Consider the following 16,760-nt stretch of genomic DNA (forward strand, 5'->3'; position numbering starts at 1 on the left):
TCGCCTTCGGCGAACAAAAAAGTGCCAGGACTGTCCGCAGTAGCGAGCAAAGGTCGAAGGACCCCGTAGCCCCTACAGGTCAGACGGCAAGCATATGTGCCCCGCCACGGCAGAAGCAGCCGCTACGGCCGGCGAGGCCAGATAGACCTCGGACGTGGGGTCGCCCATACGGCCGACAAAGTTGCGGTTGGTCGTAGAAACGCAACGCTCCCCCGCCGCCAAGATGCCCATGTAGCCGCCCAGGCACGGACCGCACGTGGGCGTGGAGAACACACAGTTGGCATCTAGGAAAATGTCGGTCAATCCCTCCTTCATGCACTGGCGGAAGACCGCCTGGGTCGCCGGAATCACGATGCAACGCAGCCCGTCGGCAACCTTATGGCCGCGCATGACTTCGGCCGCAGCACGCATATCCTCGATACGTCCGTTGGTGCACGAGCCGATTACCGCCTGGTCGATCATGATGTGACGGCTCTCGCTCACCGGATGGGTGTTGCTGGGCAGATGCGGCCACGATACACACGGCTTAATGTCGGCCGCGTCAATGGCAATAACCTGGGCATACTCGGCGTCTGGATCGGCGTGATACTCAACGTAATCACGTTCGCAGCGCCCCTTGAGCCAGGCGCGGGCAACATCATCGACCTCGATAATGCCCGCCTTGCCGCCCGCTTCGATCGCCATGTTCGAAATTGTCATGCGACCTTCCATCGACAGGCCCTCGATGGTGCTGCCGGCAAACTCCATGGCCTGGTACAGGGCACCGTCCACGCCGATCATGCCGATAATGTGCAGGATGATGTCCTTGGCAGTGGCGCCGTCCTCAAGCTCGCCATTAATCTCAAAGCGAATCGTCGGCGGCACCTTAAACCATGCGCGCCCCGTGGCAATGCCCACGCCGGCGTCTGTTGAGCCCACGCCGGTCGAAAACGCACCCAAGGCGCCATACGTGCAGGTATGCGAGTCGGCACCGATAATCAGATCGCCCGGGACCACCACGCCGCGCTCGGGCAGCAGGGCGTGCTCAATGCCCGCGCAACCTTGCTCGTAATAGTGCGTCACATGCTGCTCGTGCGCAAAATCTCGCATCTTTTTGGTCTGCTCGGCGCTCTTGATGTCCTTGTTGGGCGCATAGTGATCGGGCACCAGGCAAATGCGATCGCGATCAAATACCTCGGTGGCACCCAGCTCGCGAAAGACATCGATTGCAATGGGCGCGGTAATGTCGTTGGCGAGCACGATGTCCAGGTCGCATTCGACCAGCTGGCCCGGCTTTACCTCGTCCAGGCCTGCGTGTGCCGCCAAAATTTTCTCTGCTACGGTCATGGGACGTGCCATGTGATTCCCCTCTCAAGCGGGCTTTGCCCTGCCGAAAATCGTTACTTGCCCGCCTTGGAACGGTTAGTCTGAATCATGCGGTTAATAGCGTTGATGTAAGCCTTGGCCGAGCTCACGATAATGTCGGTATCCGCGCCGCGGCCGGTGTAGATCTTGCCGTCCTCGGCGGTGATGCGCACCGTCACCTCACCGATGGCGTCGATACCACGCGTAATGGCTTTAACGTTGAACTCCGTCAGCTCACCATGGGCAGAGATGGCCTTGTCAACCGCCTTGTAGGCCGCATCAACCGGACCGGCACCCGTCGAGCAAACCACCCGTGTCGCGCCGTCCTCGTCCGTGATGGTTGCCGTGGCCGTAGGAATAAGCGGATCGCCGCAGGAAACCTGGAGCGCGTCGAGGGTGTAGATCGCCTTGACCTCGCGCTGGCGCTCCTGAATCATCGACTCCAGGTCCTCGTCAAAGACCTCTTTCTTTTGATCTGCAATCTCCAAGAAGCGCTGATAGATCGACTCGAATTCCTCATCGCCAAACGTATAACCCAGCTCAGCGAGACGATGGCGCAGTGCCGCATGGCCCGAACGTGCCGAAAGGATAATCTCGGATCCCGCTGCACCCACGTCCTTGGGATCGATAATCTCGTAGGTGTCACGCGCCTTGAGCACGCCATCCTGGTGAATGCCCGAGCTGTGGGCAAACGCATTAGCGCCCACAATGGACTTGTTGGGCTGCACGTTGATACCAGTGATTGAACTGACGAGCTTAGATGCGCGCGTAAGCTCGGTCGTCACGATATCGGTATGTGCATCCAGATCCTGCTCGTGCATCCTCATGGCCATGACGACCTCCTCGAGCGCCGTGTTGCCCGCGCGCTCGCCCAAGCCGTTGATGGTGCACTCGATCTGCGTCGCGCCATTGCGGACGGCCTCGAGTGCAAGGGCTGTGGCCATGCCCAGATCGTTATGCGTGTGGACCGAAATCGTAACGTCCTCGATTCCGGCCACGCGCTCGCGCAGATCGCGAATACGAGCACCAAACTCCCAGGGCATGTTATAGCCCGTGGTGTCCGGAATATTCACGACCGTAGTGCCGGCCTTGATCGCTGCCTCGATAATGCGGACCAGGAATTCCTGATCGGAGCGGCCCGCATCCTCGGCATAAAACTCGACATCGTCGACAAACTTACGAGCGTGCTTTACAGCGTGAACGGCACGCTCGATAGCCTCGTCTTCGGTCATATGGAGCTTGTCGCGCAAATGGCTGGGACTCACACCCAGACCGGTGTGGATACGGGGCCTCTGAGCCGTCTTGAGGGCTTCTGCGGCCACTTCGATATCCTTATCGACCGCACGGGTGAGACCGCATACCGTGCACCGGTCACCCGCGATCTTGCCAATCTCCTGTACGGAACGATAATCACCGGGGCTCGAAATAGGAAATCCCGCCTCGATCACGTCGACATTCATACGTACCAGCTGGCGTGCAATAACGAGCTTTTCCTCGGTATTCATGCTGGCGCCGGGAGACTGCTCCCCGTCACGAAGCGTTGTGTCAAAGATTGCTATTTTGCGGCTCATGATTTCCTCCTGACAGGCTAAAGATACAGTTGGCTTTCAGGAGAGATGGAGTGCCTCAAGATAGAATAATACCCGTGTCGCTCATCACGCCCAAAAGCGGCGGAAGATAGCGCACCCGGGTACAACTAATCGTTATAGCGAAATTACAACCCTAGCGCGTTATCCAATCTAGTAGCGCTAGGCCTAGGAGCTGCTGTTTGTTATAGAACATGTCTGGCTCCTTTCGGCCTCGGGTATTCACTACACTAGGCTAAAGTTTAACACAGGCAAAACGACGCGCAACGGGGATTTTGAACCAAAACCACCACAAAGGCGCCTATCTCCTTCGCGTTGGTTTTGGCCCGAAACAGCAAGGAACCCGGTCCTGCACGAGACAGAACCGGGTTCCTTTAGCAATGCTTGCTTTGCTCAGGCAGTAACTAGAAGTTACTCAGCCAGGAAGTCACGCTGGACAGCGGGATCGACCTTGACGCCGGGGCCCATGGTGGAAGACACAGAGATGGACTTGACGTACTTGCCCTTAGCAGAAGAGGGCTTGACGCGCAGGATCTCGGTGTACAGGGCAGCGTAGTTCTCAACGAGCTGCTGCTCAGAGAAGGACTTCTTGCCCAGGGGCACGTGGCAGATGCCATAACGGTCGGCGCGATACTCAACGCGGCCGGCCTTGAGCTCGGAGACCATCTTGGCGACGTCCATGGTCACGGTGCCGAGCTTGGGGTTCGGCATGAGGCCACGGGGACCAAGGATCTTACCGATGCGGCCAACCTTGGCCATCATGTTCGGCGTAGCGATAGCGGCGTCGAAGTTGATCTCGCCCTTCTGGATCTGGGCGACGAGCTCGTCGGAACCGATGATGTCGGCACCGGCAGCCTCGGCCTCACGGGCCTTCTCGCCCTCGGCGAAGACGGCAACACGAACGGTCTTGCCGGTGCCGTAGGGCAGGGAGATGGAACCACGGATGTTCTGGTCGGCCTTACGAGTATCGATGCCCAGACGGAAGTGGGCCTCGACGGTCTCGTCGAACTTGGCAGTGTCGAGCTCCTTGATGAGCTTGGCAGCCTGAAGGGGGGTGTAGAGCGTGGCGCGGTCGACCTTCTCGGCAGCGGCGTTATAGCTCTTACCATGCTTAGCCATGTGCATTACCTCCTGTGGTTAAACGGGCGTGAGCCCTCCCACATCGTATCGTGTGCCCTATTGCACACATTCAACGGGCGCCCCGGTCGGAGCACCCGTCGTTACCTAGAAAAACGCTACTCAGCGATGGTGACGCCCATGGAACGGGCGGTACCGGCGATGATCTTCTTGGCGGCGTCAATGTCGTTGGCATTGAGGTCCGGCATCTTGATCTCGGCGATCTTGGTGAGCTGCTCCTGAGAGAGCTGGCCAACCTTGTCGGCCTGGGGCTTAGCGGAACCAGACTTGAGGTTCAGCTCCTTCTTGATGAGGTGAGCCGCCGGCGGAGTCTTGGTGATGAAAGAGAAGGACTTATCCTCGTAGACAGAGATCTCAACGGGGATAATGTCGCCCTTCTTGTCCTGCGTCTCGGCGTTAAAGGCCTGGCAGAACTGCATGATGTTCACGCCAGCAGCGCCCAGGGCGGGGCCGACGGGAGGAGCGGGGTTAGCGGCACCAGCAGGAATCTGGAGCTTAATGACGTTGGCAACCTTCTTCTCAGCCATGGTCATTCCTTTCGAATCACGAGTGTGAAGTACTTGCTATATCGTAAGCACGCACGTGTTAGAAGCACTCCTGAGATGAGCAGTCACAGAAGAAGCACGCTCGCGCGAACGGACGAAAACTTAAGCGATGACAGCGACCTGGTTAAAGTCGAGCTCGACCGGCGTCTCGCGGCCAAAGATCATCAGCGTGACCTTGAGCTTGCCTGCCTCGGCGTTAACCTCGGAGACCTTGCCATCAAAGTCGGTAAGCGGGCCATCGGTGACGCGGACGGACGTACCGACCTCAATATCAACCGACGTACGCTTGGGCGAATCGCCCTTACCGGGACGACGAGTCATCTTATTGTACTCGTCGCGGGAAAGCGGAGCGGGCTTGCCGTTGCCGCCCAGGAAACCGGTGACGCCGGGCGTGTTGCGTACACACGTCCATGCATCGTCATCCATCTCCATGCGAACCAGGACATAACCCGGGAAAATCTTAGAATCCTTGGTCTCGCGCTTGCCACCCTCTTTGATCTCGGTGACGCGCTCCATAGGAATCTCAATATCAAAGATACGATCCTGCATGCCCATGGTCTCGATGCGATGCTCGAGATCGGACTTAACGCGGTTCTCGTATCCAGAGTAAGTGTGGACGACGTACCAACGCTTAGACATGGTTTAGCCCCTCAATCCAGAGAACAGAGCAAGAGCCTCGCCAAAGCCAGCATCGAGCAGAGCGATGACGACGCCGACGACGATCAGAGAAGCGCAAACGACGACCGAGTAGTTCACGAGCTCCTTCTTATCGGGCCACGTGACACGCTTCATCTCGGACTTCACCGAAGCAAAATACTTCTTGGTGCGGGCGAAGAAACCGGGCTTCTCGTTCTTCTTGGACTTCGCAGCCTTCTCGCTCTTCTTGGCAACGGCCTTCTTGGCCTCAACCTTGGAGTTGGCGGCAGCTTTGTTGGCAGGCGCCTGCTGCTGTGCCTTCTTCTTGTTCTTCTTGTTGGCCATTTGGGTTACCTCCGCGCAATGCGCTTATACATGAGTAAACCGTAAGCCCCCAAATGGGAGCTTACGGAATAATGACTGGCACGCCAGGAAGGACTCGAACCCTCAACACTCGGTTTTGGAGACCGATGCTCTACCAATTGAACTACTGGCGTATGTGACTAGAGACTAGCGAGTCTCTTTGTGCAGCGTGTGGTGACGGCACCAGGGGCAATACTTCTTGATCTCCATACGATCAGGCATGTTCGCCTTGTTCTTAGTGGTCGTATAGTTGCGGCGCTTGCACTCAGTGCACGCAAGAGTAACTAGAGTACGCATGTATCCTGAACCTTTCATATCCGCCCCGTACGGGCACGAGTTGGTACTTTATCAGCTCTACGTAAGTGCTGTCAATGAAAACCTCGCATCAATTGGTTCTCGGTAGATCCATTCATATTTGGAACACATCAATGGAGCCAACGAGATCTAATCGATCCCACACGCTCAACTTAAGAGCGAGCTAAGCGTAATCATCAGGCAAAAGACCCACGTAGAAAAGAACCCGGCACCCATATAAGTGCCGGGTTCTCTAAGTCAGCTGTATCAGAGAGCTAATTTACTCAATGATCGTGGAGACGATGCCCGAACCGACGGTGTGGCCACCCTCGCGGATAGCGAAGCGCAGGCCCTCCTCCATAGCGATCGGGTGAATGAGGTCGCCCTCGATGGTGATGTGGTCACCAGGCATAGCCATCTCGGTGCCCTCGGGGAGCTTGACCGTACCGGTAACGTCGGTGGTACGGAAGTAGAACTGAGGACGATAACCATCGAAGAACGGGGTGTGACGGCCGCCCTCCTCCTTGGTCAGAACGTAGATCTCACCGGTGAACTTGGTGTGCGGGGTAACCGAACCGGGCTTGCAGAGAACCTGGCCGCGCTCGATGTCCTCGCGCTTGATGCCGCGGAGCAGCAGACCGACGTTGTCGCCAGCCTCGCAGAAGTCCATGGACTTACGGAACATCTCGATACCGGTAACGACGGTGTTCTGGGTATCCTTGATGCCGACGATCTCGACGGGCTCGTTGAGCTTGAGCTCACCGCGCTCGACACGGCCGGTAGCAACGGTACCACGGCCGGAGATGGTCATAACGTCCTCAACGGCCATCAGGAACGGGAGGTCGTTGTCACGAGCAGGCGTCGGGATGTACTCGTCGACGGCAGACATGAGCTCGCGAATGGCGTCCATCCACTTGGGGTCGCCCTCGAGAGCGCCCAGAGCGGAACCACGGATGACGGGGATGTCGTCGCCGGGGAATTCGTACTCGGAAAGGAGCTCACGGGTCTCCATCTCGACGAGGTCGATGAGCTCGTCATCGTCGACCATGTCGCACTTGTTCAGGAAGACGACGATGTAGGGAACGCCGACCTGACGGGCGAGCAGGATGTGCTCGCGGGTCTGAGCCATGGGGCCGTCGGTAGCGGCGATGACCAGGATAGCGCCGTCCATCTGAGCAGCACCGGAGATCATGTTCTTGACGTAGTCAGCGTGGCCCGGGCAGTCAACGTGAGCGTAGTGACGGGCAGCAGTCTCGTACTCGACGTGGGAGACGGAGATCGTAATGCCGCGCTCGCGCTCCTCGGGAGCCTTGTCGATGTTCTCGAACGCAGTGAAGTCAGCCTTGCAGCCCTCGGTCTCGGAGAGAACCTTGGTGATGGCAGCGGTCAGCGTGGTCTTGCCGTGGTCGACGTGACCGATGGTGCCGATGTTAACATGCGGCTTAGTGCGCTCAAACTTCTCTTTGGCCATAAAGCCCTCCTCTAAACAGGTCGTCCCCGGACGGGACTATGCCTTTATACCATAGTGGCCTCTCAACATACTATTGAGAAGCCACCGTGTTACCTATGGTAGCGGTGACTGGATTCGAACCAGTGACGCCACGGGTATGAACCGTGTGCTCTAACCAACTGAGCTACACCGCCGGATGGAGCCTGCAACCAGACTTGAACTGGTGACCTCTTCGTTACCAACGAAGTGCTCTACCGACTGAGCTATACAGGCACTTGACGGGTGGGAGCTATAGGATTCGAACCTATGTAGGCAGAGCCAACGGGTTTACAGCCCGTCCCCATTAACCACTCGGGCAAACTCCCAATCGTTCAAGTATCCGCAGGTTCTTTGGTCTTTTGGGCCTCCGCCCCCGCGAACGAAAAAGATAATACGATGCAACCTTGGGGGCTGTCAACGAAAACCTATAAATACACGGTGCCGGGCGTATCTATATACCTTTGACCTGCGGTTTTGCTGAATTTAGATATGAAGAACGGCGAATTTGGCTGCGCTGGCGACATTTCCCGAGGGAACACTTTGGTGTGGTGGAGTACCTTTGCGGTATCGACTTTCGATAACGATCCTCGTGCGTCCGAATATCCTCGCTCAACCAGGATGACTGGGACCGGTCCGGCCTTTGTCTCGATCTGTAACATCTAGAGAACATTTTCTCCCCTATTTGTTACAGATCGAGATGTTTCCCTGGCGGTTTCCCATTTATCTAAATCTGTAACAACAAGAACGGTTTTCCTTCCCTAGTTGTTACAGATTGAGACACTTCTCAGCTCGCCCCCAGATTGTCTAAATCTGTAACAGCTGGGAGCTGAACGCTCGTCCTCGTGTTACAGATCTAGATTGTCGACCAACTCCAACCAAGCCCTTAAGCCAGTACCTCAGATCCGTTGTAGAGCCTGCTGCCTTCAAACGAGCGCAGCAGGAGCTCGCGACGTTCATCGAGGTCCTTTAGCTCGCAGGGAAACACAAATAGCATCACGTTTTGATGGTACTTGTAATCGGCATAGACATCCGGATCGCCCAAGCGCGTGGGCGTGGAAACGATATCCTCCGACATGTGCTCGCTTGAGCCCACATAAATTCCCAGATAGTCACTGTAGTTCTTATCGTGATCGCCTTTTTGATACTTTGCGATAAGGTAGCAGCCAGGCATATCAAAGCCGTTAAACGCGGCATCGGCAGCCTTTTTCTGCTGGCAGACAAACTTGTGCAGGGGCATCGCCGTGGACGCACTTTCGAAAATCGACTGCCTTGCGGCGTTGATCTTCTTGCGAGCCTCGGCGGCCTCTCTTGAGTCCTGCAACGCTTTCGCGGCGCCGCCCAGCGCGCCAACTGCCGCGCCAAAGCCGTCGGCCGCGACACCGAGCCCCTTGCCAATACCATCGGCAACGACACGTGCACCGTTAGCGGCACCATCCGCAGCATCCTTTACAGCGCCGCCGACAGCTTCGACATCGACGCCGAGCTGCTTTGCGCCATCAATGACGTCCGCGGCCGCAACCAGGACCTTCGCCGCAAGGCTCATCGCATCTTTTACTGTTTTCAGATCTACAGACATCCTAGAATTCCTTTCGATATCTCGCATAACCAAAACAGCTCATGACTCATAAATAGCGTCAGGCGGTTGCCGCAGCCTCCCGCGGCTATGCGAAATGCATGCGGTACCCAAGTCAGCAGTTTAAATCGGGCTGCGTAATGAGTCCCAACGGGTTGCCTATTAATCGGCGAGCGCAACGAGCGTTTCGAGAAACGCCAATGACTCGCACTCCCCCCATTATTCGAAGCCAGATGATGTGTTCTACCGATAGCCCGTCACGGGCGTAGACGGTGCTCACGCCATTGTCGAGCGCCATCACGACAGGTGCCAGGTCATTCGGCTGATGCCTCAGCCGACGCAAGGCCCTATAACACGGTATCGGCCACAGGTTGTTGCTCAACAAATACGCTGCCTCCTGTGGCATACTTTATTCACTAATGCATCGATAGCATCGAGAAAGAGAGTGTCATGGTCCCTTCGGGTAACGGCTGCAGCCAGATCATCATCATTGCTTTGGGCATTTGCCTTGGCCTGACTATGTTTGCGGTCTGTGGCTAAACGATTCAGATCTGCGCTTATTTCCAGCGCAAATCTTTTGCCGCTGCTTGCCGGCATCGTGTATCTCGTTAACAGATACATTGCGAGCTTCGACTTTTTCCTCCCCTACGACTTCGCCCATTATCAGCTCGGAGATCTGTGCGGAGGAATCATTTTTCCCGCCTACGTAAACGTCCTCTGCGAAACGGTGAGTGGGAAAACGCCGATATGCAACTTTGCAAGTAGCTTGGCATTATCGGTGGGATGCTCAATCTGCTGGGAAGTACTTGCGCCCATGGTGCTCGAGTTTAGTACCCCAGATCCGCTTGATGCCTGCATGTACGTTATCGGCGGCATCTTGTACCTCGTCGCTTTTAAGCTAACGGCGGGTAATCGAAAATAGCTGTGCACTGGAATCGAACCATACGTTTCAATCCATGTACGTGTGGTTCGATTCGGACTTTATAGCGACGCCCCAAACCGCAATGCAAGTCTCCCAATAATTGGAAGACGGGATTCACCAGCGACGTCATTTTGATTTGATCGGCAGCAGATCTTCAACGAACCGACCGGTCCATTCATTTGGCTCCAGCCCGCGAATCTCGAAGATGGCCTCGAAATCCTTCTTGCTTAGACGATAGCCAAAACGCGTATTCAACCACATCTCGGATTCTGCCCGCCAGATTTTTCGCGAGCCGGAGTCATCGAGCGGACAATCTGGGAAGACGCGTCAGCCCACTCTCCATCGTCTTCCTCATATCGCTCTCTACCGAGAATGCTTTCGACCTGTGGCTCGAACATGCCGAAGAGACTCGAAATGTCACGTCGCCGCTCGGCCTCGTAATGGGGCTGAAGGTTTTGAAGAGCTCCTCGAGGTTTGCCACGGCGGCGGCGTTGGAGAAGTATGCGTCGCGGAAGACGGCATGTGGCGTGGGCGCTCCTTGGCGATGGCCTCCAGCGCTACGGTATCGACATCCTCGTCAAAACATGCGATAAGCTGGCCGCCATTGTCATCGAAGCACACCTTGCCGCCGGTTTCGCGCTCGACGACCTTCGCGGAGTACTCGATGCGGAACGTGGGCAGGACCTGGAAGAGAAGGTCGAGCGGCGGGGCGTCCTCAGCGGCGTTGTCGGCGAAGAGGTCGAGCGCGGTCTGCTCGTACTGTTCGGGCGTGGCGTACTCGTCCTTGAGACAGGACTCGTCTACACGCAGCACGCGGAAGCCGATGTCGGGCACGGGCTTGGACTCGGCGCCGAGTTCGAGCTGCTCGTTTGTCTTATCGACCTCGGCCCTGATCTTCTCGCCTGCTCGACGGATGCACTCCTCGCCGATTTCACAAATCGTACCGTATCCGTCTCTGTACGCTGTCGAATTGCTGTCGCAAACCTCGGGGAGTTGGACCAAGATAAACTTTCTTAATCCCGAGTCGAGCATGTTTTGATGGATGACGGAACGAGCGGTTGCGCCAGATCCGGAAAAGAAATCGGCAATAAATGAGTTACTATCAGCAACAATATCAAGAATCTTATCTATTAGAGCCGTGGGTTTGGGAAAGTCAAAGTACTTACCGTCTAGGATGCTACTCACTTCCTTGCTTGCTACATCCGTCGACCCCACTTCCTTATATGACCAGAGATTCGCGGGAACAGCGCCGTCCATCTCCGCTAGGAATTTCTTTAATCTTGAATAGGTGTTACCTCCATCCTTTCCCCAGTAGAGTCGGTTTTCGGCCACATGTTTTTCATAGGTGACCTGTTCATATTTCCAAGCGTTTGTCGGATGAACGACAGTGCAACCTGTTATTGGGTTGGCCTTACGTTTGAGCTATTGAATGAATCTGCCGAGGATCTGCTCTACGCCTACCACCCCGAAGGCGATCGCCACCACGCGGGCATCGTCGCCTACAACCCCAACACCCGCGCGACCCACATCATCGAACACGCCGCCACCGACCACGGCGCCCACTACGCCCACCGCCTAGCCACTCACCTAGCCACTGCGGACACTACCCCTCATAACGGCTATATTGAATAACGCCTTTACCCCATAAGAGGAGGAGTCTCCGTGAGCTCATATCACTGTCCCCACTGCAATGCTGACCTAAAGGAGCAGCCCCTGTTCACTGCGGACAACGATAGCTATGTATGCGACGCATGCGGAGAGTTCATCTACGACCCCACAACGGACATCAAGCGCTGCGAATGCTGCGACGCCGTCCTAAATGGTCAAAATGATTACGAGGACTGGCAACCACTCCATACCTGTAGCGAATGCGGCATGCCCAACATGACTGATGAAGAGCCTTATGTCCTCGCAGATACCGACAGCCCGCTATTGGCAGTTCTCGGAGTCGCTACAGAAGCAACAAAGCTTCTTTCAAATGTTGCAGAACTTACTTGCAATATTGCCGAGTCAAAGCTTGAAAAACAACGCGCCGAGGAAAGCCGCCAGAGGAAGCCAGAGAGCCGTAAAGAGAAACCGGGAAACCGTCGTAAGAAGTCAGAAAATGAAGACTGCTTTACGGGATGCCTGCTCCCTCTGCTCGCGTTCGCCGCCTTAATGCTTGCAATAATTTTGTTCGTTAATCGCCCAGATCTAGCACTCAAGGTTTTCAATCTTATGACGGAAATCATTGCAGCCGCACTCGAGCTTTTTGCAGGAGCTTTTGAGAACTTCTTTTCGAACCTCTAAAACCTCCTCCGACCAGCGTTTAACTACCGTTTATGGTCGAAGGAGGTCACAAAGAGACGTTAAGATCGAATCGGCTTCAGGCCTTGCGTCGCCCAGCGGCATGAGTCCTAAGATCGAATGGAAATAGGTAATGAATGCAGCAATCTGAGGGGGTCGCGGAACGTGAGGGCACAGATTGCCATCGCCTGGGTCAAATACAAATATCGAGCATGGAACGTCAAGGTCACCAACGCCTGCCCCTTCAAAGGCGGAACCGCATATCTGCTCGGTCCGACGCTAGCCGACGGGCAGGAGCCTCCTGCCATCGGGGGCATACCCTTTGTCGTAGAAGAGAAAGGACGGGCGCGGATTGTCCCGCAACTGTCGCAAGAGTGGTTCGATATTATGCGGGCGAGCAGACCGTTCGAAGACAAGTCAAATCACGGAAACACCTAGGCATCACCCCCGCACCCGCCCCCTCAACTCGCACAAAAGCCACTCCGTTTGACCCCAAATAATGCACCGCTCGTATTTGTTGCTCAACAAATCGAATGAACGTCCGTATTACAGTAAAGGAGCTGTTTAGTGTGCAATAAGAAAGGCCGACGATGAATCAACTGCCCAGAAGGGGCTTTCTCGCATTGATGGGCGCCGTTTCGCTTTCCATGGCAGGCTGTGGCAACGTCTCGAACGAAGATTACAACGCTAAGAACCACGTGATGTTTAAGGGCGCGTACGCCGTAGAGAATGCGGAAAACTCGACGGTTGAGTTATGGGTGCTCTCGACCGTTGACGCCGACGAAGACGAGAACCTGAATGGCGTTTATTACGAAAACGCGGCAAAGGGCGGCGCGGCCGGGACGTGTGGGCCTGAAATACAGTTTGACGACAAGAACTCCTATACCGACGACTACTACCTGAACAAGGGGCAGTACGATGAGCTGTTCGCAGGGACCGGCTATGGCTGTTGGAGCGGCATGGATACTCTTGTTGCGGGGTCCGGTGATAAATACCACATGGTAATGAGCTTCTCCTCGGTAGCCAAATCTGACATCGAGAAGTGCGAAAAAGCGAAAGTCAGTAACGTCTCGTATGATTTCAAGTTCGATACAAGCGACATTAAAACAGTCGCATCGCGCGAGGAAGTTATCTCCGAAGCAATGAACCTCCAGTAGAGAACGACTCAAGATCAGAAGACCGCCCAGGCAATGCAGCCTCAGGCGGTCTTTCTTTTATCGCTCCCGCCCCCCAACTCGCACCTTTGTCGCAGCCTCGAGTTCGTCTGCCTCAGTAAAATAGATGCAAACACGGTAGACAGGAGCGGCTATGCCAAAGTTCCAGTACGTTAAAACCGGCGACTTCGAAGCCCCAGCTAGATTCAAGACCAAAGGCGGGGAGGCACTTTCGGCTTACTTAGGATCATCATCGCGGACGGTCACAAAATACTTTTTGTTGCTCAACAAATTGAAAACGATTCGCTCCCATTTACCGAAAAGCTCCCTTATAACAGTGTTTTAATGACAAGGGGTGGTAGCCTATGACGTGTCGGAATAAGGGAAAGGATGCGATATGAAATAACGCCTTACCGTACTATTTGCATGCCTGGTCGTCATGATCGGCTTGGCTGCATGTTCCTCGAACAACAAGAGCGAGGAGCCTCAGTATGTTGATGACACCGCCATGGAGACGATCGCCAAGGGCTATGAAGCTCGCCAGGACGCCATAAGCGAGATGGAGCAAAATGGCGAAGACACCGGAACCAGCAAAGCATACAAGAAGTTCATCAACACAGAGCTCGATATCGACAAGGAGCTCAAAGACGCAAAGTTCAAGGACTCCCAAATGCAGGAGGACGTCCTCTCCTACATCAACTCCCTCCAGGGTCAATTGGATGTGGTAGAGAACAACTCCCCCTCGAGCGATTCGTTCTACACGGAATGGTCGGACGCCTATGACAAGCGCTCCTCTGCGCTGAAGGTTCTTGTCGAAAAATACGATCTGACTGTTTCGGATAAGTACAAGGATGATTTTGACGACATCGTTGCCAACGGCACCGCTGCCACTAAGAAAAACGAGCAGGACGAGGGCCTAGCCAATAACTTCAACAATGTCCCGTGGGATTGCGCTGATGACGGCTATGGCAGCTACACGTATTCAGCCGTCGTTGAAAATACTACGCAGTACACCTACTCGAACGTCACCATCACCCTTGGACTGTATGACGCCGATGGCGTAAGGCAGGGCGAGGCTTACACCGACGTCAACAGCTGGGCACCGGGCGAGAAGGTTCGCTTCGAAGCCTACGGCACCGTCAGCGCGCAGACCGTAAAGGTTGAGCCTACTTATTACGAGGCTGAATAGAATTTCAGCCAACTTAATTAAGGTCACCCTGTACCGCCCAAATGCGCACGCCCTCCATTTCTCATTTATAAGAATTTGAGGGCCGTTCGCATTTGGGCGGAACTTTTTTCAAGACCGATATTTTGCTTCCGCTTGTTACAGATTAAGACAACTGGAAAGCTGGCAGGCTCCCAGCCCGACGCTAATCGCCATAAATAGAAACGGACCCTGTCCCACAGGGGAACAGAGCCCGAAACTCTCATGGAGCCAGTGACAGGAATCGAACCCGCAACCCACTGATTACAAATCAGTTGCGCTACCGTTGCGCCACACTGGCACACTTGGCGCTTTCGCGCGAAGCCAATTAAGAATAAAGGAATTGCGGACAAGGCGCAACAGGCCCTTTGACCGACCACATCTCAAAACTATTCGTCAGAACGAATAGTTTTATCTGTTCGCCAGAACCAAAAACTATTCGTTTTGGCGATGCCAAGCCGCAACCCATTGATTTCAAACCAGTTGGTTGATCAATCGAGAAAGCAGCTCCCCATAGAAGGTTTACCTACCTCCCGCGAAGGGCCTTGAGCTTGGCCAATGCCTCGGGGCTCAGGCGACTGCCCAGAGTCATCTTGATCTGCGGAGCTTCCTCTGCCTCGCGGACGTCGTTATCGATCTGTTTGATCTCGTCCACCAGCATGCGGCTCGAGATGCGCGTAACGCCCTTGCCCATGACGACGGCTTGAATTGTGCCGTCGCTCGACACCACGGAGCACGCGCGGCCTTCCTCGCGCGCCTCGATGCAGAGCTTTTGTACCACGGTATCGGCCGATACGCCCGTCGGCGAAAACTCGATGCGCACGCCGCGGGCCGGCAGGTTGGGGCGCTCGCTGGAGATATTGCCAGCGCCGTCAAACACGATTACGGCCTCGTAGCGGCCCTGGGCAAAGGCGGCGACGTCGTTGATAAGGGCGGTGCGCGCCATATCGTGAACGTCGCTGGAATACGGATCGTCGGAATGGTCGTACACGAGCTTTTCGTAGCGCGGCGTGCAGTGGATCACATTGTAGCCGTCGACCACCAACAGCTCGGGCTTATTGGAGTGCACCGTGGAGACCGGGTCGGCGATAACCTGCGCAAACGCATTGCCGCCCACGCCATAGGTCGCGGCCGAGACAATCGGCTTGGCCGAGCCTTCGCCAAAGCGCTTGGCCTTAGACTTGGCGCGGTTCTTCTTGGACATGCGCTACTCCTCCCCCATGAGCTCGCCGGCGTTGCGACGTAGCCACTCAAAGCACAGCGCCGTCGTTGCCTGGGCAACGTTGAGGCTCTCGGTCATGCCACGCTGAGGAAGCTTGGTCAAAAAGTCGCATTTCTCGAGCACCAGGCGCGAGATGCCGTCGCCCTCGGAGCCCATGACAAGCGCCACGCGGCCCTCGAAGGGAGCATCCCAGCAACTGCCCTCGGCGTGCTCGGAGGCACCGCCCACCCAAAAGCCAGCGGCCTTAAGATCGTCGAGCGCACGAGCGATATTGGGGACCTGCGCGATAGGCAGATGCATGACGGCGCCGGCTGAGGTCTTGTAGCTGCCCACGGTCACGCCGGCAGCGCGCTTGTTGGCAATAATGACGCCCGCCGCGCCCACGACCTCGGCGGAGCGCACGATAGCGCCAAAGTTACCGTCGTCGGTCACGTGGTCGAGCACCACGACAAGTGCCGGACCCTCGCCTGCACGGTCGAGGATATCGGCGACATCCGCATAAGGGAAGTTGCCCACCTCGAGCGCAATACCCTGGTGAGCGCCGTGGCTCGACAGCGCATCGAGCTGCGCGCGCGGCACATACTTAATGCGGACACCCGCGGCGTTGAGGTCATCGACCAGACGAGACAAGGCGGCATCGCGCTCCCCGCCCTCGGCAATGAGCGCGCACTTGATGGGAAAACCGGTGCGCAGCGCCTCGACGGCAGCACGACGGCCTTCGATAAACTCGCCCTTGGGAGCCTGGACAGCGTCGCGGTTGCGATCGCGCTGCGGACGCGCAGCTTGGGTGCGATCGCGCTGGCCCTTGGAAGCGGCAGCACGGTCATTTCGGCGAATCGAACGCGAGCCAGAAGCGGCCTGCTTGCCGCCACGAGGCGCACGCTTGCGATTGTCGGCCATAGGACGGCCTCCTAAATACAACTATCAAACGAAACAAATAGACCGACCGCCCGAGGTGCGGCAGATTGCCTTGAAAGAGGAGGGCAAGACCTTGGGGCCATGCCC

The 16,760-nt window shown here is 56.0% G+C and carries 17 protein-coding genes and 5 tRNA genes; 5 read left to right on the forward strand and 17 right to left on the reverse strand.

Translation table 11 applies throughout. The annotated features are described in order from the left end of the window. Window positions 1-72 precede the first annotated feature (72 nt). The 14 genes from leuC to ACQRAP_RS05070 form a co-directional block, all read right to left on the reverse strand. Window positions 73-1,338, reverse strand: a complete 1,266-nt coding sequence (gene leuC, locus ACQRAP_RS05005) for a 3-isopropylmalate dehydratase large subunit (protein ID WP_427795064.1) — start codon at window positions 1,336-1,338, stop codon at window positions 73-75. A 41-nt stretch (window positions 1,339-1,379) separates the two neighbouring features. Next, a complete protein-coding gene (locus ACQRAP_RS05010; RefSeq protein WP_427795065.1) occupies window positions 1,380-2,915 on the reverse strand; it encodes a 2-isopropylmalate synthase in 1,536 nt (511 codons plus the stop codon). Between the two features lie 426 nt (window positions 2,916-3,341). Beyond that, complete coding sequence (gene rplA, locus ACQRAP_RS05015; protein ID WP_427795066.1) at window positions 3,342-4,049, reverse strand: 50S ribosomal protein L1; 708 nt, start codon at window positions 4,047-4,049, stop codon at window positions 3,342-3,344. A 116-nt stretch (window positions 4,050-4,165) separates the two neighbouring features. Further along, window positions 4,166-4,594 (reverse strand): 50S ribosomal protein L11, encoded by a 429-nt coding sequence (gene rplK, locus ACQRAP_RS05020; RefSeq protein ID WP_022093893.1) that lies wholly within the window; start codon window positions 4,592-4,594, stop codon window positions 4,166-4,168. A gap of 120 nt (window positions 4,595-4,714) precedes the next feature. Next, the gene (gene nusG / locus ACQRAP_RS05025) at window positions 4,715-5,251 is read right to left on the reverse strand and encodes a transcription termination/antitermination protein NusG (protein WP_427718370.1); all 537 of its coding nucleotides are present in this window, start codon (window positions 5,249-5,251) and stop codon (window positions 4,715-4,717) included. Window positions 5,252-5,254: 3 nt separating this feature from the next. Next, complete coding sequence (gene secE, locus ACQRAP_RS05030; protein WP_154514754.1) at window positions 5,255-5,593, reverse strand: preprotein translocase subunit SecE; 339 nt, start codon at window positions 5,591-5,593, stop codon at window positions 5,255-5,257. 76 nt (window positions 5,594-5,669) lie between these two features. Continuing rightward, window positions 5,670-5,745, reverse strand: a tRNA-Trp gene (locus tag ACQRAP_RS05035). Between the two features lie 13 nt (window positions 5,746-5,758). After that, window positions 5,759-5,926, reverse strand: a complete 168-nt coding sequence (gene rpmG / locus ACQRAP_RS05040) for a 50S ribosomal protein L33 (protein ID WP_427795067.1) — start codon at window positions 5,924-5,926, stop codon at window positions 5,759-5,761. 259 nt (window positions 5,927-6,185) lie between these two features. Continuing rightward, window positions 6,186-7,376 (reverse strand): elongation factor Tu, encoded by a 1,191-nt coding sequence (tuf, locus tag ACQRAP_RS05045; protein WP_427795069.1) that lies wholly within the window; start codon window positions 7,374-7,376, stop codon window positions 6,186-6,188. Between the two features lie 96 nt (window positions 7,377-7,472). Then, window positions 7,473-7,549 (reverse strand) — tRNA-Met (locus ACQRAP_RS05050). 3 nt (window positions 7,550-7,552) lie between these two features. Beyond that, window positions 7,553-7,628 (reverse strand) — tRNA-Thr (locus tag ACQRAP_RS05055). Between the two features lie 10 nt (window positions 7,629-7,638). Continuing rightward, window positions 7,639-7,720 (reverse strand) — tRNA-Tyr (locus tag ACQRAP_RS05060). Between the two features lie 557 nt (window positions 7,721-8,277). Continuing rightward, a complete protein-coding gene (locus ACQRAP_RS05065) occupies window positions 8,278-8,970 on the reverse strand; it encodes a hypothetical protein (RefSeq protein ID WP_427727045.1) in 693 nt (230 codons plus the stop codon). A 1,336-nt stretch (window positions 8,971-10,306) separates the two neighbouring features. Then, complete coding sequence (locus tag ACQRAP_RS05070) at window positions 10,307-11,221, reverse strand: DNA methyltransferase (RefSeq protein WP_427747694.1); 915 nt, start codon at window positions 11,219-11,221, stop codon at window positions 10,307-10,309. Window positions 11,222-11,266: 45 nt separating this feature from the next. Between ACQRAP_RS05070 and ACQRAP_RS05075 the strand changes: the two genes are divergently transcribed. From ACQRAP_RS05075 to ACQRAP_RS05095, 5 genes are all read left to right on the forward strand, one after another. Further along, on the forward strand, window positions 11,267-11,521 hold the full coding sequence (locus ACQRAP_RS05075) for a hypothetical protein (protein ID WP_427727043.1): 255 nt from the start codon (window positions 11,267-11,269) through the stop codon (window positions 11,519-11,521). A gap of 30 nt (window positions 11,522-11,551) precedes the next feature. Continuing rightward, a complete protein-coding gene (locus tag ACQRAP_RS05080) occupies window positions 11,552-12,178 on the forward strand; it encodes a hypothetical protein (RefSeq protein WP_427727041.1) in 627 nt (208 codons plus the stop codon). Window positions 12,179-12,340: 162 nt separating this feature from the next. Further along, window positions 12,341-12,613, forward strand: coding sequence for a hypothetical protein (locus tag ACQRAP_RS05085; RefSeq protein WP_427727039.1), 273 nt, complete (start codon window positions 12,341-12,343; stop codon window positions 12,611-12,613). A 152-nt stretch (window positions 12,614-12,765) separates the two neighbouring features. Then, window positions 12,766-13,332 carry a hypothetical protein gene (locus tag ACQRAP_RS05090; RefSeq protein WP_427747693.1) on the forward strand — a complete coding sequence of 189 codons (567 nt, stop codon included), beginning with the start codon at window positions 12,766-12,768 and terminating at the stop codon, window positions 13,330-13,332. Between the two features lie 445 nt (window positions 13,333-13,777). Next, entirely contained in the window at window positions 13,778-14,518 is a 741-nt protein-coding gene (locus tag ACQRAP_RS05095; protein WP_427727034.1) for an FxLYD domain-containing protein, read from the forward strand. Window positions 14,519-14,759: 241 nt separating this feature from the next. Here the strand turns inward: ACQRAP_RS05095 and ACQRAP_RS05100 are convergent. The 3 genes from ACQRAP_RS05100 to rlmB form a co-directional block, all read right to left on the reverse strand. Continuing rightward, a tRNA-Thr gene (locus ACQRAP_RS05100) sits at window positions 14,760-14,834 on the reverse strand. Window positions 14,835-15,059: 225 nt separating this feature from the next. Continuing rightward, window positions 15,060-15,737, reverse strand: coding sequence for an NYN domain-containing protein (locus tag ACQRAP_RS05105; RefSeq protein WP_427795070.1), 678 nt, complete (start codon window positions 15,735-15,737; stop codon window positions 15,060-15,062). A 3-nt stretch (window positions 15,738-15,740) separates the two neighbouring features. Beyond that, window positions 15,741-16,655, reverse strand: a complete 915-nt coding sequence (gene rlmB, locus ACQRAP_RS05110) for a 23S rRNA (guanosine(2251)-2'-O)-methyltransferase RlmB (protein WP_427795071.1) — start codon at window positions 16,653-16,655, stop codon at window positions 15,741-15,743. Between the last annotated feature and the right edge of the window lie 105 nt (window positions 16,656-16,760).

The sequence above is a fragment of the Collinsella sp. SGI.180 genome (assembly GCF_050313455.1).
In the GTDB taxonomy this organism is placed as follows: domain Bacteria; phylum Actinomycetota; class Coriobacteriia; order Coriobacteriales; family Coriobacteriaceae; genus Collinsella.